Genomic DNA, 16,518 nt, shown 5'->3' with positions numbered 1-16,518 from the left:
ATGTGAGAGGGGGCTTGCCCCTCCCACATTTGGATCTGTGTTTTGCAGTTACATCGGCGGCGTCACGCCATCCTTGCCGGCTGAGATAGCTTGGGCAGTGATTTTCCCATCCGCCCCCTGCGCCGCAAACAACACCACCTTCACCCCCGGCTTGAGCAAGCTGCGGTCCCCCGGTTCCAGGTTGACGATCGGCACATCCTCCGGCACCACGATCTTCTGTTCGCCGCCTTTGTATTTCACGGTCAACGTCCGCCCTTTGCTGACCACCAGGTCGCCGACAGTGCCGTTGGTCATGCTGCTACCTTCCTTCAGGTCAAACGCCCGATGCCCGTCGCCGGTGCCGGCCATGGCCGGTGGGAACACATGCACTTCCAGCGCCGTCAGGGTGCCGTCGGCGTTGGGCATGGCGGCCGAGCCGATGTAGCTGCCAGGTTTGATTTCATCGATCTTGGCCAGGGTGACGGCGCGCACCTGGGTCGCTTGGGTCAGGTGCACGGTGACTTCTTCACCGCTGTTGACCTTGACGTGCAGGGCGTCGCCGTCGACTGCCGTGATGGCGCCACGCACACCGACGCGCGGCGCCTCGGCCGCATTCGCCAGCCCCACCGCCATCGCGGCGGCAAGGGTGGAAGCCAGGAGCATCTTGTTCAACGTGATCTTCATTGCAATGGATTTCCTGTTTCGGCAATTGGGACTGACTGTATCATTGCCGTTCGCGCAGAAAATTAACGATTCACTCATCATTACCGGGCATGAGTGTTATCACTGCCGGCGGCCTACCCGGGCTACGGTGTTGTCTTTAGGCTCGCCTCACTTTCCCTCGCTTTTATGAGAACACCATGAACGCTACTTCCCACGCTACAAGCACCATGACCCGGAGCATGGTGATGCTGTTTGCGTTTTGCTGCGGCGCCATCGTCGCCAACATCTACTACGCCCAGCCGATCATCGAACTGATCGCACCGGACGTCGGCCTCACCCCCGCGATGGCCAGCCTGATCGTGTCGCTGACGCAGATCGGCTATGCCCTCGGCCTGTTTTTCCTGGTTCCCCTGGGTGACCTGCTGGAAAACCGCAAGTTGATGATCATCACGACCGTGGTGGCAATTGCCAGCCTGTTGGGCGCGGCCTTTACCGAACAACCGAACCTGTTCCTGCTGGTGTCGTTGCTGATCGGTTTCAGTTCGGTGTCGGTCCAGATCCTGATCCCGCTGGCCGCACACCTGGCGCCCGCCGAGTCTCGGGGTCGGGTGGTCGGCAGCATCATGGGCGGCCTGCTGCTGGGCATCCTGCTGGCACGGCCAGTGTCCAGCGTCGTGGCTGACCATTTTGGCTGGCGCGCGATGTTCATGGCCGCAGCCGCGTTGATGGCGCTGATCAGCGTGGTGCTGATGCTGACCATCCCCAAGCGCCAACCGGATCACAGTGCCAGTTATGGCCAACTGCTGCGCTCCCTGGGCACCCTGCTGCGTGAACAACCGCTGCTGCGCCAACGCGCGTTTTACCAAGGCTGCATGTTCGCCACGTTCAGCCTGTTCTGGACCGCCGCCCCGCTGGAACTGGTGCGCAACCACGGCCTGAGCCAGACCCAGATCGCGATCTTCGCCCTGGTCGGTGCCATCGGCGCCATTGCCGCCCCCATCGCCGGGCGCCTGGCCGATGCCGGCCACACCCACCGCGCGTCGCTGCTGGCCATGGTGTTTGCAGTGTTGAGCTTCCTGCCGGCCTTTGTACACCCGCTGTACAGCGTGATCGGCCTGGCGGTGACCGGCGTGGTCCTGGACTTCTGCGTGCAGATGAACATGGTCCTCGGTCAACGCGCCATCTACGCCCTTGACGCCAACAGCCGCAGCCGTTTGAACGCGCTGTACATGACCAGCATCTTCATCGGCGGTGCCTTCGGCTCGGCGATTGCCAGCAGCGTGTACGAACACGGCGGCTGGCTGGGTGTGATGCTGGTGGGCAGCGCGTTTCCGCTGGTGGCGTTGTTGCGGTTCCTGAGCGCCTCGCGCCGGGGAGCCGTCGCCACAGCCTGATTGCCCTTAAGAACGCACCAACTTCTCCAAAGCCGCATCCGCCAGAAATGACGAGCGGCTTTTGACCTTGTGCTCTCGCACATACCGGTCGATTCGCTGAATGACATAACCGGGCAAGGTCACATTGACCTTCTCGGTCTTGCCCAGATAGGGCGAGATGTCCAGCTCCAGCATGCCCCAGCCCATCCCGACATAGTCTTCGTGGGTGTGATGATTGGCCACCGATGTTGGCATCGGAATCACCCCACCCTCCGCGGCGATCTCCTGCAGCAGGATGTGCGCGACTTCCACAGCGGCGTTGTACGCCTCTTCGAAACTGTCCCCGGCAGTGGCTGCGCCTGGAATATCGGGGATCTGGATACCGGTGGCGGTGAAGTCATCGCCCCATTCGATACAGATTGGGTATTGCATGAATGCTCTCCTTAAAACTGAAACAGCCCGGCGCGTTTCCTGATGCTTCTGACGGTGCCCAAGGGCAGATCCTTCTTCGGATGCGGCACCGGGATCGTGTACGGGTTATAGCGGTGGGTAAAAATATGATGACTGCCCGTGACCCGATCCAGCACCCAACCCGCCTCTTGCAGCTCCTTGATCAATAGCCTGCTCTGCACCCCAGCCTCCTTGGCTTGGCCCGAATAAAAGTAACCCTAGAGTTATCTTTACTCAAGCACAGATTGGGTCAGCCTGACTGACGGGTGTTTTGCCCCATGTTGAAAACCGCCAACCGGATGACACCCCATGGGCATTACCCTTAGGCTGGTACGCCGCGCTGCATCGCGATGCGCCCAATCCAGCAAGGAACACCCGATGGACCGTCTCACCGCCATGGAAACCTTCGTCCACGTTGTCGAGACCGGCTCGTTCTCTGCCGCGGCCAAGCGCCTGGGCATCGGCCAACCGGCCGTGTCCAAGAGCGTCGCGCAATTGGAGGCACGCCTGGCGGTACGCTTGGTGATGCGTTCGACAAGGGGTCTGACGCCAACCGAGGCGGGGCTGGCGTTTTTCGATAAAGCCAAGCGCGCCATTGATGAAGCCAACGCGGCCGACGAGGCTGCGCGCGGTGCAGGCTCCGGGCTCTCGGGGAACCTGCGGATCAGCGCGCCGGTGACCTTCGCACGCCTGCACATCATTCCGCACCTGGGGCCGTTCCTGGCGCAATATCCGGGGATGAACGTGGACGTGGTGCTCGATGACCGCAGCCTCAACCTGGTGGAGGAAGGCATCGACGTCGCCCTGCGCATGGGCAACCTGAATGACTCAAGCCTTACGGCGCGCAAGATTGGCGAATCGCCCTGCGTCATCCTCGGCACCCCGGCCTACTTCGCACGCTTCGGCGAACCCGCCACCCCCGCCGATCTGATGCAACACCAGGCAATCATCTATACCCGCGCTGAAGGCTCACACTGGCGCTTCAGCCAAGGCGACAGCCAATACCCCATCGTCGCCCATGGCCGCGTGCATGTCACCGCAGCAGAAGGGGTGCGCGCCGCCGTGCTGAGTCATCTGGGGCTCACCCTGTCGTCCTCCTGGATGTTCGCGCCGGAGCTGGCCAGCGGCGAGGTCAAGACGGTACTGACCGACTGGGAATTGCCGCCCAGGGATCTATGGGCGGTATTCCCCACCGGGCGTATGGCCAGTGCCAAGGCGCGGGCATTTGTGGAGTATGTGCAGGCGCTGATCAAGGCTTGACGACGCGCTGCAGTATCTGCAGCAATGTCGACAATATCTTGACGATTACCTCGTTCAATGCCGAAAGGGCATCGGTTTTCGACTCAGGCGGTGAAGGTGACGGTAAGGGCGCAGGTGCAGGTAACGGTGAAGGTGGCGTCGGGGCAGGCAGCGGCCTGACCTGCGGCTTTTGCCCTTGCCACAGCACGTCCCCGGGTTTGATCTGGCCGACGCTCTTGACCATGAAATCGGTATTGCCGCGGCCCTTCAGGTCAATCTCCAGGCTGGAGCGGCCGGTGGCGGCGTCGTGTTTGAGCACAGCCTCGCCTGCCCGGCCACTGAAGCGATCAGTAAACACCAGGGCGCCGATACCTGCTTCTTTCAAGACACCCGCGACGTCGAGCTTATCGGTGCCGCTGGTGAAGTCCTCAATAAGGTCCGGCTGCTGCGAGGTGGAGTCACTGGCCTTATCGTAGGTAAACGTGTCTGCACCACCACCACCGCGCAACGTGTCAGCCCCCGCCCCGCCCTTGAGCCGGTTGTCGGCGTCATTGCCGGTCAGCACATCCCGTCCGGAACCGCCGATGGCGTTTTCAACTGTAACGCCTTTGGCGATCGAAACATTGCCCTTCAAACCGCCTACATCAGAAAACGATTCGGCCTTCAAATTGATGTTCTGGTTTTGGGAAAACCCGGAAAAATCCAGGGTATCGTCACCGCCGCCATCCCAGACGCAAAAGATGGGTTTATCGCTGGCGCTGGTGAGGGTCATGGCTTCGCGGTCGGTATTGGAATTGAAGCCGTAGGTCGTGTCGGTGTTGCGGGTTTGGTGATTGGCCCCATATAGCCGCTGAACCGCAGCGATGTCGTCCATCATCGGGGCAGAAGGGTTCGAATTCCGAAAGTCGTGGCCGGCCTGGTTTTTCTCCGACCAGTAACTCATCACACTGCGTGCCTTTGTATCACCGGCATACACGGCGCCACTGTTGTAATCAGAACCGCCGCCGTTGTAGTTGCCCGGATGCTGCAGGCCGATGGCGTGGCCGATTTCATGCACGGCGGTCACTGAAAAGTGGCTGCCTAACGCAGGCGAACTACTTTCTCGCAGGGTGCCAACCGTGGCCGTGGTGCTGGCAGTGGAGCGCGTGGGTGAGGTGGCGACGCCACGGTCACCGCGCGGGTTGTTTTTGATATGTACTGTGCCGTCGGCGCCGGCGGCCCGCTCCTTGAAACTGATGTTGGCCACGTCCTCCCAGGATTGCGCCGCCTGGCGCACACGGCGTTGCTGCGCGGCGCTGAACGTCGGGTCTACCGTATAGGAGAGGTCGATCCGCTTGTCGCTATTACGGTCGTGGAAGTGCAGGTTGTCGCGGGTGATGTGCTTTCCGGCCTGCTCCGTCGTGAAGGTGGGTTTGCGACTGGCGCCCACACCGAAGGGGCCGGGATCGGAAGGTGGTAAATTTTCAAGCGAGAAGCTTAGCGGATAACGTTCAGAGTTAATCATGGGACAGTGCGCTCTTGAGAGTGAGTGAATGAGCCGAATCAATCAGCATCGGGGCAGTAACCTCCCATGCAGAAAACCCTCGGAACAGCACTGATTTAGTTCGCACTGAAACATTCTAACGTGGCGCAACATGCGCTAAGAGACGCAATAAAACACTTTCAATTTAAACAACTGAACACACACTTTCGCGTAAAAAAACTTATTGGTTTATCAAGAAAAAAACGAAATCCTACAAAACTGTCCTGATTCGGCTACGCAAAATCCGCCCGCCCCCAGATACATGCACTTAACCTTTTCCGACGAGTTCTCAGCATGTCAGAATCTCGCCGCTTGACATGACCTTATGCTAAAGCGCAGGTCACCGCGCGTCATCGGTGCCGAGCAGGCTCAGACGCATACCGAGTGCCCCTGGCTCAGGCAACACAGCAAGCGTTCGACCGTGTGTTCCAGTGGGCCGGAGTTATCCAACACGAACAACCCGGCGCCATTGCCGGCGATCAGCTCTTGGGTAAACCGCGCATTGCGCGCCAGGCGCGCCTCGATATCCGCCAAAGACTCACGGCCCCGCGCTATTAAGCGCTGGCGCAAGACGGCTTGATCCACCGTCAGCAACAGCACCAACACCTCCGGATAGCGCTCGCGGGTCTGCGCCAGGTGTGCGCGTGAGCCGTTGACCAGCACGTCTTCCCCCGTCGCCAGCCATTCGTCGATGACCTCAGGGATGCCGTAAGACAACCCGTTGGCGTGCCAGCTGAGGGCAAACGCGCCCTCGGCCTGCATCACTGCGAACTGCTCCGGGCTTACGCCCCGGGCCGCCTCGCCCACCGCTTCCGCCGAGCGCGTGATCACGCGGCGCACAATCCGGCAACCGCGCTCGGCCAACCGCGGGCGTGCAGCCTCCAGCAGGCTGTCCTTGCCCGAACCCGATGGCCCGATGAGATAGATCAACCTGCCCACCATCAAAACACCCTCTTCGCTTGTCGCCAGACGTGTTGCACCACAGGAAGCCCTTCGCGGCTCCTGGCTTGGACCAGGTCGGCGCGCAGGCCAATGGCGATTTTCCCCGCACTGGAAAGTATATCCAGCAATCCCTCGGCAGCCAGACCTGCGGCGGCCACATTACCGAAGTGCCGCTCCAATATTTGCTAGGCGTAGTGCTTGCTCAACCCTGACGGGTTGGTGAGGTTTTTTGAAAGTCACCTGTGGCGGTGATTCAGTGCGTTTCAAAGGGCGAGACAGCCTGTTCCCTGCCCCGCTCGGTCAGTTCCGGGTCGAGTGCACCGAGGTAGCGGTGTTCCGCGTTGGCCCACGTTTCGCCGTGGCGTATGACGTAGAGGTTCATGAGGGTCCGTCTTGTTGAAGGGTGGGGAGTTAAGCTGGTCCTGATGATATTGCCGACTATCGCATAATGATCGTTCCCATGCTCCGCGTGATCAATCAAATCAGCGATCAGGCTTGGTCGCCTGGATTAGAATGGCGCACAGTGCCGCGCAAGCGGCATTATTGTGTTCGCGTTATGGCGACCTATGCGTGGGAGGGCTTAGCCGAGCACTTGGATGATTCAAGCCGCAAGCAGGTGCTGGCTGTGGGTGCGGCACTGCAGCGGGAGTGCCCTGTGGCTTGATGGCTGAGGATATCTCCTGTGGGAGGGGGCTTGCTCCCGATAGAGGTATGTCAGTCAGACATTCATTAACTGAAACACCGCTATCGGGGGCAAGCCCCTCCCACATTTGCCCTCCAGTGTTTAGAAGAATGGGGTTCACAGGCATGAAAAAGGCGACCCGAAGGTCGCCTTTTGTCATTGCGCGTACTGCTTGCTCAACCCCGGCGGCACGCCCTGCACGTCGGTGTCTTCCCAGGGCCCGTTGGGGCTGATGGAGCGGCTCCAGCCGTTGCTCCAGCGGTAGTAGGTGCGCTGGCGGTAGAAGGTGTCGGGCTGGTCGTCCAGCACGTACACCTGCATCTTGCCGTCCCAGTGGCTGGCCGCGCCCGGTGGTGGGGCGAAGGTCGGCGATTTGGTCGGCAGTGGCTTCGGCGGCGGGGTCACCGGGCCCGAAGGCGTGGTGCTTGGCTGGGTGGATGGGCCTGACGGCGGAATGGTCGGGCCGGTCGGCGCGGGAGGTGGGCGGTGGACCGCACAGGCGCTCAGGCCCAATACCAGGCTGAGCAGGGTGATGCGTGCAAATGCGGTCATAGGCGTTTCCTCGAATTACTTGTCCGGACTGTCGATGGTCAGCTGCTGCAGTGCAGTGGTGGTGCTGGCCAAGGGTTGGCTGCGGCCGATCCACTCGCCAGTGGTCGGTTGACCGGCCCGGGATATGCGCGCAACCAGTTGGACTTCGGGGAAGTTGGACAGTTTCAACTGCGGCATCATCGCGTCGGCATCGCCGAGTTCGACGGTGACGGGCAACTCGGCAACGGTGACGCGCTTGGCCGCCAAGGGGGCCGGCGGGCCTTTTACCGCGCGGGCGAAGATGAATACGCTGTCGGTTGGCAGGGCCTTGGCCTTGACCTCGGCGGACAGGTCCACGCGGACTTTCATCACCGCCTTTTGCGCAACGGTGCCGCCGCTTTCCTTGAGCTTCTCGGCGGCACGGTCGATGCCGCCTTGCAGCGCCACGCGGGAATTGTCTTGCGGTGGCAGTTGCGCCAGCAAGCGGCTCCAGTAGTCGATTGCCTCTTGATAACGCTGGCCTTCGAAGGCGGCGATACCGAGCAGGCCGAGACTGGTGACTTCGTTCGGGTCGAGCTTCAAGGCTTCGTCGGTCAGCGCCTGGACCTTGGGCGACCACTGTTTATTGTCGGCAAAGTACTGCGCCTGGGCCCATTGCCCCAGCAGTTCCGGCTGACGCCCGGCCAAAGCCACGGTGCGTTCGAAGACCTTGGCGGCATCGGCGGAACGATCCTGGGCCATATAGGCGCGGCCGAGGAAGTACAAACCTTCCGCCGAGTCCGGTTGGGCGGCGGCGGCGCGTTCCAGGCGCTGGGTCATGTCTTCCATGGACACCGGCGGCTGGGAAAATTCGCGGGTCAGTTCAACCTTGTCGCTGGCGCCGAAGTGCATATACAGGCCAAGACCAAGCACCGGGACGAGGACGGCGGCGAGCAACGGCAGCGGTTTGCCCAGGCGTGATTCGCGGGGTTTTTCCACGCCTTCGGTGTCGGCCAGCAGCTCGCGGGCGGCTTCGGCGCGGCCGGTGTCGAGCTGCGCGGCGTTGAGCACGCCTTCGTCCTGCTGCACTTGCAGCTCGGCCACACGTTCTTGGTAAAGCGCCACGTTCAGCGCGGTGCGATCCTCTTCACGCTGGGCACGGCGGCCGCGCAATACAGGGATCAACAGGAAACTCAGGGCAATCAGAAGCAGCAAGCCGGCTGCGAGCCAGAAATCAATCATCAGTCTTGGTGTCCAGCAATTGGTCGAGGCGTTGGCGCTCTTCGGGGGATAGCGCGTCGGAACCATCGGTAGGCGCGGCGCGGCGACGGCGGACGATCACGGCCATGACGACCACGCCGGCCAGCAGCAGCCCGGCGGGGCCGAACCAGAGCAGCGCGGTCTTGCCGGTGAGGGCCGGTTTGTAGCGCACGAAATCACCGTAGCGGTCGACCATGAAGTCGATGATCTGCTGGTTGTCCTTGCCCTCCCCCAGCATGCGGAAGATTTCTTTGCGCAGGTCGGCGGCGATGGGCGCGTTGGAGTCGGCGATGTCCTGGTTCTGGCACTTGGGGCAGCGCAGCTCCTTGGTCAATTCGCGGAAACGCTCGCGGTCACCGTCCTTGGCGAATTCGTAAGTGTCGATGGCGGCGTGGGCCACCCCGGCCAAGCCCAGCGCCAGGACGGCAGCGGCTAACAGGCGCTTCATGGCTTGGCCTCGTCGACCAGCGCCTGGTACTTGGCGGCCAGTTGCTCGCGCCACACCACTTCGTCGATCACGCCGACGTATTTGTCGCGGATCACACCTTTGGCGTCGATAAAGAAGGTTTCCGGGGCGCCGTACACGCCGAGGTTCAAACCGAGGTTGCCGTCTTCATCACGAATATCCAGCTGGTACGGGTTGTGGAACTCCGCCAGCCACTTCAAGGCCGCTGCATTGTCGTCCTTGTAGTTGATGCCGTAGATCACCACGCCCTTCTCGGCCAGCTTGTTCAGCACCGGGTGCTCGACGCGGCAGGAGATGCACCAGGTGCCCCACACGTTGACCAGCGCCGGTTTGCCGAGCAGGTCGGCCTGGGTCAGGGTCTTGTCACCCTGCACGGTCGGCAGGCTGAACGCGGGGAACGGCTTGCCGATCATCGCCGAGGGCAGTTCGGCCGGGTCCAGGTACAAGCCGCGATACAGAAACACCGCTACCACCAGGAACAATGCCAGCGGCAACACCATCAACCAACGCTTCATACCGCCGCTCCTTGCATGCCCAGCGCTTCACGCACCCGGCTCTTGACCTTGACCCTATACCTGCGGTCCAGCGCCGCGAGCAAACCACCAAAGCCGGTGAGCAAACCACCGAACCAGATCCAGCGCACGAACGGTTTCACATGCACGCGCACGGCCCAGGCGCCATCGCCCAGGGGCTCACCCAAGGCCACATAGAGGTCACGGGTGAAACCGGCATCGATGCCGGCTTCGGTCATCATCGAGCTTTGTACGGTGTACAGGCGTTTTTCCGGGTGTAGCACGGCGATCTCTTTACCGTTACGGACTACGCGCACGGTGCCTTTGTCTGACGTGAAGTTCGGCCCTTCGAAGTGCTTGGCGCCGTCGAAGATGAAGTGGTAACCGGCCAGGTCCATGGACTCGCCCGGCGCCAGGCGCAGGTCGCGCTCGGCACTGTTCTGGCTGGACAGCACCACGCCGAGGGCGCACACGGCGATGCCGATGTGGGCGATCTGCATGCCCCAGTAGCTGCGGGTCAGGGTCGGCAGGCCTTTGACCAGGCCTTTGTGGCGGGTCTTGTCGAAGATGTCACGCACACCGGCCAGCAACACCCAGGCGGCGAGCAGGAAGGTGGCGAGCACCGCCCAGTTGAAGTCGCCATAGGCAATGCCGGCGACCACGGCCAGGGCCACGCTGCCGAGCAGCACCGGCATCAACATGCCGACCAGCCATTTGACCGGGGTGTCCTTCCAGCGCACCAGCATGCCGACCGCCATCACCACCATCAACAGGCCCATCAACGGGATAAACAACGCGTTGAAGTACGGCGGGCCGACGGACAGTTTGGCGCCGCTCAGGGCATCCAGCACCAAGGGGTACAAGGTGCCGAGCAGGATCATCGACGCGGCCACCACCAACACCAGGTTATTGCCCAGCAGCAGGGTTTCCCGCGACCACAGGTTGAAGCCGACCTGGCTCTTGACCACCGGCGCGCGCAGGGCGAACAGGGTGAGGGAGCCGCCGACCACAAACAGCAGGAAGATCAGGATGAACACGCCGCGCTCCGGGTCGGAGGCGAAGGCATGCACCGAGGTCAACACGCCCGAACGCACGAGGAAGGTGCCGAGCAGGCTGAGGGAAAATGCCGCGATGGCCAGCAACACGGTCCAGCTCTTGAACACGCCGCGTTTTTCGGTGACGGCCAACGAGTGAATCAGTGCGGTACCCACCAGCCATGGCATGAACGAGGCGTTTTCCACCGGGTCCCAGAACCACCAGCCGCCCCAGCCGAGTTCGTAGTAGGCCCACCACGAACCGAGGGTGATGCCGATGCCGAGGAAGGCCCAGGCGACGATGGTCCAAGGCCGCGACCAGCGCGCCCACGCCGCATCAAGGCGCCCGCCGAGCAAGGCGGCGATGGCGAAGGCAAAGGCCACGGAGAAACCGACATAGCCCATGTAGAGCATCGGCGGGTGCACGATCAGGCCGATGTCTTGCAGCAGCGGGTTGAGGTCGTGACCGTTCGCCGGGATCTGCGGCAGGATGCGGGTGAACGGGTTGGAGGTCATGATCAGGAACAGCAGGAAGCCGATGCTGATCATGCCCATCACCGCCAGCACCCGGGCGAGCATGACTTGCGGCAACTGGCGCGAAAACACCGACACCGCGAAGGTCCAGCCCCCGAGGATCAACGCCCACAACAGCAGCGAGCCTTCGTGGGCGCCCCACACCGCGCTGAACTTGTAGTACCAGGGCAAGGCGCTGTTGGAGTTATTGGCCACATAAGCGACGGAAAAGTCGTCGGTCATAAAGGCGTAGGTCAGGCAGCCAAACGCGAACACCAGGAACGCACACTGGCCCCAGGCGGCCGGCTGCGCCAGGCTCATCCACAGGCGGTCACCACGCCAGGCGCCGAGCAACGGCACCACGGCCTGGACGATGGCAAAGCACAGGGCGAGGATCATCGCCAACTGGCCCAGCTCCGGAATAAACAGTGCGGACGTCATGGCTTAGCCCTCCTTGGCGGGGGTGGGTGCGGACTGGCCGCTGTCCTTGAGGGCTTTGGTCACCTCAGGCGGCATGTATTTCTCATCGTGCTTGGCCAGCACTTCATCGGCCACCACCACGCCGTCGGCGTTGAGCTTGCCCAGGGCGACGATGCCCTGGCCTTCGCGGAACAGGTCCGGGAGGATACCGCGATAAGTGATGGTCACGGCCTTGTTGAAATCGGTGACCACGAAGGTGACGTCGAGGGAATCGCCGGAGCGCTTCAGGGAGCCCTTCTCCACCATGCCGCCGGCGCGGATGCGCGTGTCCAGCGGCGCTTCGCCGTTGGCGATCTGGGTCGGGGTGTAGAACAGGTTGATGTTCTCCCGCAGGGCGCTCATCGCCAGGCCCACGGCAATACTGACGCCGGCCAGAATGGCAAGGATGATCAACAGACGCTTTCTACGCAGCGGATTCACTTTTCGGTCTCCCGGCGCAGACGACGCGCCTCTTGTTGCAGGTAACGCTTGCGGGCCAGGATCGGCGCGACGACGTTGAGGGCCAGCACGGCCAGGCAGATGCCATAGGCCGTCCAGACATACAGGCCGTGGTGGCCCATGGCGAGAAAATCACTGAAAGAAGCAAAGCTCATCCACGCACTCCCAGGCAGGTTTGCACTTCAGCCTTGACCCAGCTCGCGCGGGCTTCACGCTTGAGCACTTCGAGGCGCATGCGCATCAGCAGTACGGCGCCGAAGAAACAGTAGAAGCCCAGCACCATCAACAGCAGCGGCGCCCACATTTCCACGGGCATCGCCGGCTTTTCGGTGAGGGTGAAGGTGGCGCCCTGGTGCAGGGTGTTCCACCACTCCACCGAGTACTTGATGATCGGGATGTTGATCACGCCGACAATCGCCAGCACCGCGCAGGCCTTGGCGGCGCTGTCACGATTGCTGATCGCGTTGCCCAGCGCAATCAGACCGAAGTACAGGAACAGCAGGATCAACATGGACGTTAGTCGCGCATCCCACACCCACCACGAGCCCCAGGTGGGTTTGCCCCAGATCGCGCCGGTGACCAGCGCCACGGCGGTCATCCACGCACCGATGGGCGCGGCGCATTGCAGGGCGACGTCCGCAAGTTTCATCTTCCAGACCAGGCCGACGACACCGCATACCGCCAGCATCACGTAGCAGGACTGGGCCAGCATCGCGGCAGGCACGTGGATGTAGATGATGCGAAAGCTGTTGCCTTGCTGGTAGTCCGGCGGCGCAAAGGCCAGGCCCCAGACCAGGCCTATGCCGATCAGCAACACGGCTGCGATGCTGAACCAAGGCAGCAGTTTGCCACTGATGCCGTAGAACCATTTGGGCGAGCCGAGCTTGTGAAACCAGGTCCAGTTCATTGCTGTTTCTCACGGTTGCTTCTCGTCATTGCGAGAAGCGTAGGGTCTTTCTTATGTTGAAGAGCTGACAATGTCGCTGGGTCAGACCTCATTATTCGCCGACGCTGATCTTCAGGCCGGCGGCTATAGCAAAGGGTGTCAGGGTTACCGCCAGGGCGGTCAGGCTGCCAAGCCACAGGAGGTAACCGGTCGCCGGCATGCCCATGAGCGCGGCTTGCAACGCGCCGCTGCCCAGGATCAGTACCGGGATGTACAACGGCAGAATCAACAGGGCCAATAGCAGGCCACCACGCTTCAAACCGACGGTCAGTGCCGCGCCCACCGCCCCCAGCAAACTCAAGGCTGGCGTGCCGAGCAGCAAGGAAAGGAGCAACACCGGCAGGCACTCGGAGGGCAACCCTAGCATCATCGCCAGCAACGGTGAGAGCAGCACCAGTGCCAAGCCGGAAAAAGCCCAGTGTGCCAGCACCTTGGCCAGTACCAGAAGTGCCAGGGGGTGCGACGAAAGGACCCACTGTTCGAGGGAACCGTCTTCGAAATCACTGCGAAACAGCCCGTCCAGCGAGAGCAGGACAGACAAAAGGGCCGCGACCCACACCAGTCCCGGCGACAAGGTTTGCAACAGTTTAGTCTCGGGGCCGACCGCCAACGGGAACAGCGCGATCACGATGGCAAAGAACACCAGCGGGTTGGCCAATTCGGCCGGGCGACGGCACAGCAACCGGGCTTCGCGGGCGACCAACAGGGCGAACACACTCATACCGACCACCGGCCCAGGTCGAGGTCACGGTAACCGACGGGCATGCGCGCCAGGGTGTGGTGGGTGGTGAGCACCACCTGGCCGCCCTGCTCGCAGTGCCGCGCCAGGTGTTCTTCCAATTGGGTGACGCCTTGTTTGTCGAGGGCGGTGAAGGGTTCGTCGAGAATCCACAGTGGCGGGCCCGGCAGGTACAGGCGCGCCAGGGCCACGCGGCGCTGTTGGCCGGCAGACAGGGTGTGACAGGGAACGTCTTCGAAACCCTTGAGGCCGACGGCGGCCAGGGCCTGCCAGATGGCGTCGCGGGTCGCGGGATGATGCAGGGCACTGAGCCAGCTGAGGTTTTCTTCGGCGGTGAGCACATCTTTGATGCCGGCGGCGTGGCCGATCCAGATCAGGTTGCGCGCAAGTTCAGTGCGTTGTTCGTTGAGCGGCTTGCCGTTGAGTCGAACTTCACCGGCCGTGGGCTGCATCAAGCCGGCCAGCAGGCGCAGCAGACTGGTCTTGCCGCTGCCGTTGGGGCCGCTGATCTGCAGCATGTCGCCGCCCGCCACACGCAGGTCGAGGTGCTCGAACAGCAGACGCAAGTCGCGTTCACAGGAGAGCGCTACGGCTTCAAGAAGAGGGCTGGTCAAGAGATCGCGGGCCTTTACGGTTCAAGTCGGCGGTGCAGCGGCCGTTATAGAAAGAAGCACAATAACGGCTTTGGCGACCGATTTTAGAGAGCTGGATCAAATAGTTGTGAGGTTTTTACCGCTCTCTTTGCAGACGGGCGGCATTATACATGCGATGCCCTACGCTAAAGAGGGCTATTTCCCCAGAGACGATGCGCACGATGACCGGCGAGATCAACCTTCCTACGCTTCCTCCCACCCCGGCAGCCGGGCAAAGCCCTGCGCCTGTGCCTGGGGCACTGCTGAAACTGCTGGAGCCGCAGACCGGGCTGATCGACCCAGGGAAAACCGCGAATGCCGAAGTCATCGCCCTTAAACAAGGCGGTGAGGCCTTTCAGTTGCTGCTCAAGCTGACCTTGGACGGCGGCCGCCAGACGCTGGTGCAGGCCAGCAGCGCGCAGCCCTTGCCCTTAGGCAGCAATGTGGCGGTGAGTCAGACGCCAGCGGGCAACCTGACCCTCAGCCTGCAACAGGCCTTGAGTGCCAACGTCGCCGCCCTCACCCGCATCGATACCGCCAAGGTCCCGGAAGGTACGCTGTTGCAAGCCAAGGTATTGACCACTCAGGTGCTGCCCCAGGGCACGGCGCAACCGGCGATCTATCGTTCGTTGGTGACGGTGCTGAATAACGCCTTGGCCGGCGCGACACTGACGGTGGAAAGCCCACAACCGCTGCGCGTGGGCAGTTTGCTCAGCGCTGTGGTGCAGAACGCGCAGACCCTGAATTTTGTGCCGCTGAGCGGGCTCAAGGATCAATTGGCGGTCACCCAGCAACTGTCGACCCAGCAAAGTCGCCAGGGCTCCCTGGATGCGGTCTTCACCGCACTGCAAAACCTGCCCCGTGGCGACAGTACTTCCGCCGACCTGCGCGCCGCCGCCGACCGTTTGCTCGCCGCGTTGCCCGACCTGGCACAGGTCAGTAACCCCAAAGTCCTGGCTCAAGTGATCCAGAACAGCGGCGCCTTTCTGGAAGCCAAATTACTCGCAGGGCAGAATCCTCAGATACCACCCCTGGACATGAAGGGCGCACTGCTGCGCCTTGTCGCGGACTTATTGCCCGCCCTGCCCGCCAGTACCAACCTCAACGCCATTCTTGCGGCCAACACGCTGGCCCAGGTATTGCCCAATTTTGTGCGCAGCCCACTGAACACGCTGGGCCAAGTCAGCGCGCGGCAGGCACCGGTCAGCTTTCCACTGCCCGAGCGGCTGATGGCGAAGCTTGAAGGCGAAGGCGACCTGGAAAACCTGCTGCGTCTGGCCGCCGGGGCCATTTCCAGGTTGCAGAGTCACCAGCTGTCGAGCCTGGAGCAAACCGGCACCACCGCCGACGGCCGCCTGCAAACCACTTGGCAGTTGGAAATCCCCATGCGCACCCTGCAGGACATCGTGCCGTTGCAGGTCAAGTTCCAGCGCGAAGAACCGGTGCCGGATAAGGACCAACCCGAACGCAAGGACAAAAAAGATCCGAAGCAGATGCTCTGGCGCGTCGAACTGGCCTTCGATATGGAGCCCCTGGGGCCGTTGCAGGTCCAGGCGCAACTGACCCAGGGCAAACTGTCCAGCCAGCTGTGGGCAACGCGACCTTTCACCGCCAGCCTGATCGAAAGTCATCTGGGCAATCTGCGCGAACGGCTGGTGACTTCGGGCATCAACGTCGGCGACCTGGATTGCCACCTCGGCACGCCACCCCGCGGGCCAAAAACCGGACTGGAACAACGCTGGGTGGATGAAACCGCATGAATAACCCCAACCCGCCACGCCAGGCGATTGCCCTCAAGTACGACGGCCAACAAGCCCCGACCCTGTCCGCCAAGGGCGATGACGCCCTGGCTGAAGCCATCCTCAAGTTGGCGCGGGAAAATGAAGTGCCTATCTATGAGAACGCCGAGCTGGTGAAACTGCTGGCACGCATGGAGTTGGGCGACAGTATTCCGGAAGAGTTGTACCGCACCATCGCCGAAATCATCGCGTTTGCCTGGACCTTGAAAGGCAAGTTCCCGGTGGGCTATGACCCGGATGCGGGGCCGGTGGAGCGGGATGTGACCGAGCGTGGCGACGACTACTGAATAGCCACAGGCACACACAGATCCAAATGTGGGAGGGGGCTTGCTCCCTCCC

At 62.2% G+C, this 16,518-nt stretch carries 20 protein-coding genes and 1 pseudogene; 4 read left to right on the top strand and 17 right to left on the bottom strand.

All coding sequences use genetic code 11. The features are described from left to right. Window positions 1-48 precede the first annotated feature (48 nt). Entirely contained in the window at window positions 49-663 is a 615-nt protein-coding gene (locus M2397_RS05710) for a DUF5666 domain-containing protein (RefSeq protein ID WP_131699480.1), read from the bottom strand. Between the two features lie 176 nt (window positions 664-839). On the opposite strand from M2397_RS05710, the gene M2397_RS05705 reads away from it, so the two are divergent. Next, window positions 840-2,036, top strand: a complete 1,197-nt coding sequence (locus tag M2397_RS05705) for an MFS transporter (RefSeq protein ID WP_145338040.1) — start codon at window positions 840-842, stop codon at window positions 2,034-2,036. A gap of 6 nt (window positions 2,037-2,042) precedes the next feature. Here M2397_RS05705 and M2397_RS05700 read toward each other — a convergent pair whose 3' ends face one another. Together M2397_RS05700 and M2397_RS05695 are read right to left on the bottom strand one after the other, a co-directional pair. After that, window positions 2,043-2,447: a type II toxin-antitoxin system HicB family antitoxin gene (locus M2397_RS05700; RefSeq protein WP_259242413.1), complete on the bottom strand. Its 405-nt coding sequence runs from the start codon at window positions 2,445-2,447 to the stop codon at window positions 2,043-2,045. Window positions 2,448-2,458: 11 nt separating this feature from the next. After that, on the bottom strand, window positions 2,459-2,647 hold the full coding sequence (locus M2397_RS05695; protein ID WP_065901605.1) for a type II toxin-antitoxin system HicA family toxin: 189 nt from the start codon (window positions 2,645-2,647) through the stop codon (window positions 2,459-2,461). 196 nt (window positions 2,648-2,843) lie between these two features. Here M2397_RS05695 and M2397_RS05690 point away from each other — a divergent pair, with 196 nt between their 5' ends. Then, window positions 2,844-3,725 carry a LysR family transcriptional regulator gene (locus M2397_RS05690; RefSeq protein ID WP_259242412.1) on the top strand — a complete coding sequence of 294 codons (882 nt, stop codon included), beginning with the start codon at window positions 2,844-2,846 and terminating at the stop codon, window positions 3,723-3,725. On the opposite strand, the gene M2397_RS05685 is transcribed toward M2397_RS05690, so the two are convergent. The 14 genes and pseudogenes from M2397_RS05685 to ccmA all read right to left on the bottom strand — a co-directional run bounded on the left by M2397_RS05685 (window position 3,715) and on the right by ccmA (window position 14,362). Then, window positions 3,715-5,208: a M10 family metallopeptidase C-terminal domain-containing protein gene (locus M2397_RS05685; protein ID WP_184746426.1), complete on the bottom strand. Its 1,494-nt coding sequence runs from the start codon at window positions 5,206-5,208 to the stop codon at window positions 3,715-3,717. The genes M2397_RS05690 and M2397_RS05685 overlap by 11 nt on opposite strands. Window positions 5,209-5,595: 387 nt before the next feature. Beyond that, window positions 5,596-6,168, bottom strand: a complete 573-nt coding sequence (gene phnN / locus M2397_RS05680) for a phosphonate metabolism protein/1,5-bisphosphokinase (PRPP-forming) PhnN (RefSeq protein WP_259242411.1) — start codon at window positions 6,166-6,168, stop codon at window positions 5,596-5,598. Further along, window positions 6,168-6,338 (bottom strand): annotated as a pseudogene (locus M2397_RS05675) (alpha-D-ribose 1-methylphosphonate 5-triphosphate diphosphatase); the annotation flags it as partial. The pseudogene M2397_RS05675 and the gene phnN, both read right to left, overlap by 1 nt. Window positions 6,339-6,421: 83 nt before the next feature. Beyond that, a complete protein-coding gene (locus M2397_RS05670) occupies window positions 6,422-6,550 on the bottom strand; it encodes a histidine phosphatase family protein (protein WP_259242410.1) in 129 nt (42 codons plus the stop codon). Window positions 6,551-7,006: 456 nt separating this feature from the next. Further along, on the bottom strand, window positions 7,007-7,402 hold the full coding sequence (locus M2397_RS05665) for a hypothetical protein (protein ID WP_131699487.1): 396 nt from the start codon (window positions 7,400-7,402) through the stop codon (window positions 7,007-7,009). A gap of 15 nt (window positions 7,403-7,417) precedes the next feature. After that, a complete protein-coding gene (gene ccmI / locus M2397_RS05660; RefSeq protein ID WP_131699488.1) occupies window positions 7,418-8,602 on the bottom strand; it encodes a c-type cytochrome biogenesis protein CcmI in 1,185 nt (394 codons plus the stop codon). Further along, the gene (locus tag M2397_RS05655) at window positions 8,595-9,068 is read right to left on the bottom strand and encodes a cytochrome c-type biogenesis protein (protein WP_053130594.1); all 474 of its coding nucleotides are present in this window, start codon (window positions 9,066-9,068) and stop codon (window positions 8,595-8,597) included. Before M2397_RS05655 ends, ccmI begins: the two co-directional genes overlap by 8 nt. Next, window positions 9,065-9,601, bottom strand: coding sequence for a DsbE family thiol:disulfide interchange protein (locus M2397_RS05650; protein ID WP_090407195.1), 537 nt, complete (start codon window positions 9,599-9,601; stop codon window positions 9,065-9,067). The genes M2397_RS05655 and M2397_RS05650 overlap by 4 nt, the downstream gene beginning before the upstream one ends. Beyond that, entirely contained in the window at window positions 9,598-11,586 is a 1,989-nt protein-coding gene (locus M2397_RS05645) for a heme lyase CcmF/NrfE family subunit (RefSeq protein ID WP_259242409.1), read from the bottom strand. The genes M2397_RS05650 and M2397_RS05645 overlap by 4 nt, the downstream gene beginning before the upstream one ends. Before the next feature lie 3 nt (window positions 11,587-11,589). Further along, complete coding sequence (gene ccmE, locus M2397_RS05640) at window positions 11,590-12,045, bottom strand: cytochrome c maturation protein CcmE (protein WP_027607026.1); 456 nt, start codon at window positions 12,043-12,045, stop codon at window positions 11,590-11,592. Continuing rightward, the gene (ccmD, locus tag M2397_RS05635) at window positions 12,042-12,218 is read right to left on the bottom strand and encodes a heme exporter protein CcmD (RefSeq protein WP_065924460.1); all 177 of its coding nucleotides are present in this window, start codon (window positions 12,216-12,218) and stop codon (window positions 12,042-12,044) included. Before ccmD ends, ccmE begins: the two co-directional genes overlap by 4 nt. Continuing rightward, a complete protein-coding gene (locus tag M2397_RS05630; protein ID WP_131699491.1) occupies window positions 12,215-12,970 on the bottom strand; it encodes a heme ABC transporter permease in 756 nt (251 codons plus the stop codon). Before M2397_RS05630 ends, ccmD begins: the two co-directional genes overlap by 4 nt. A gap of 91 nt (window positions 12,971-13,061) precedes the next feature. Beyond that, on the bottom strand, window positions 13,062-13,730 hold the full coding sequence (gene ccmB / locus M2397_RS05625; RefSeq protein WP_131699492.1) for a heme exporter protein CcmB: 669 nt from the start codon (window positions 13,728-13,730) through the stop codon (window positions 13,062-13,064). Continuing rightward, window positions 13,727-14,362 carry a cytochrome c biogenesis heme-transporting ATPase CcmA gene (gene ccmA, locus M2397_RS05620; RefSeq protein WP_259242408.1) on the bottom strand — a complete coding sequence of 212 codons (636 nt, stop codon included), beginning with the start codon at window positions 14,360-14,362 and terminating at the stop codon, window positions 13,727-13,729. The genes ccmB and ccmA overlap by 4 nt, the downstream gene beginning before the upstream one ends. A gap of 200 nt (window positions 14,363-14,562) precedes the next feature. Here ccmA and M2397_RS05615 point away from each other — a divergent pair, with 200 nt between their 5' ends. Beyond that, entirely contained in the window at window positions 14,563-16,140 is a 1,578-nt protein-coding gene (locus M2397_RS05615) for a flagellar hook-length control protein FliK (RefSeq protein WP_259242454.1), read from the top strand. Continuing rightward, on the top strand, window positions 16,137-16,466 hold the full coding sequence (locus M2397_RS05610) for an EscU/YscU/HrcU family type III secretion system export apparatus switch protein (RefSeq protein ID WP_145338056.1): 330 nt from the start codon (window positions 16,137-16,139) through the stop codon (window positions 16,464-16,466). Before M2397_RS05615 ends, M2397_RS05610 begins: the two co-directional genes overlap by 4 nt. Window positions 16,467-16,518 lie beyond the last annotated feature (52 nt).

It is taken from the genome of Pseudomonas sp. BIGb0381 (assembly GCF_024809815.1).
GTDB lineage: Bacteria > Pseudomonadota > Gammaproteobacteria > Pseudomonadales > Pseudomonadaceae > Aquipseudomonas.
Note: the sequence above shows the minus strand (reverse complement) of the source record. Positions and strands in the feature narration are given on the sequence as shown.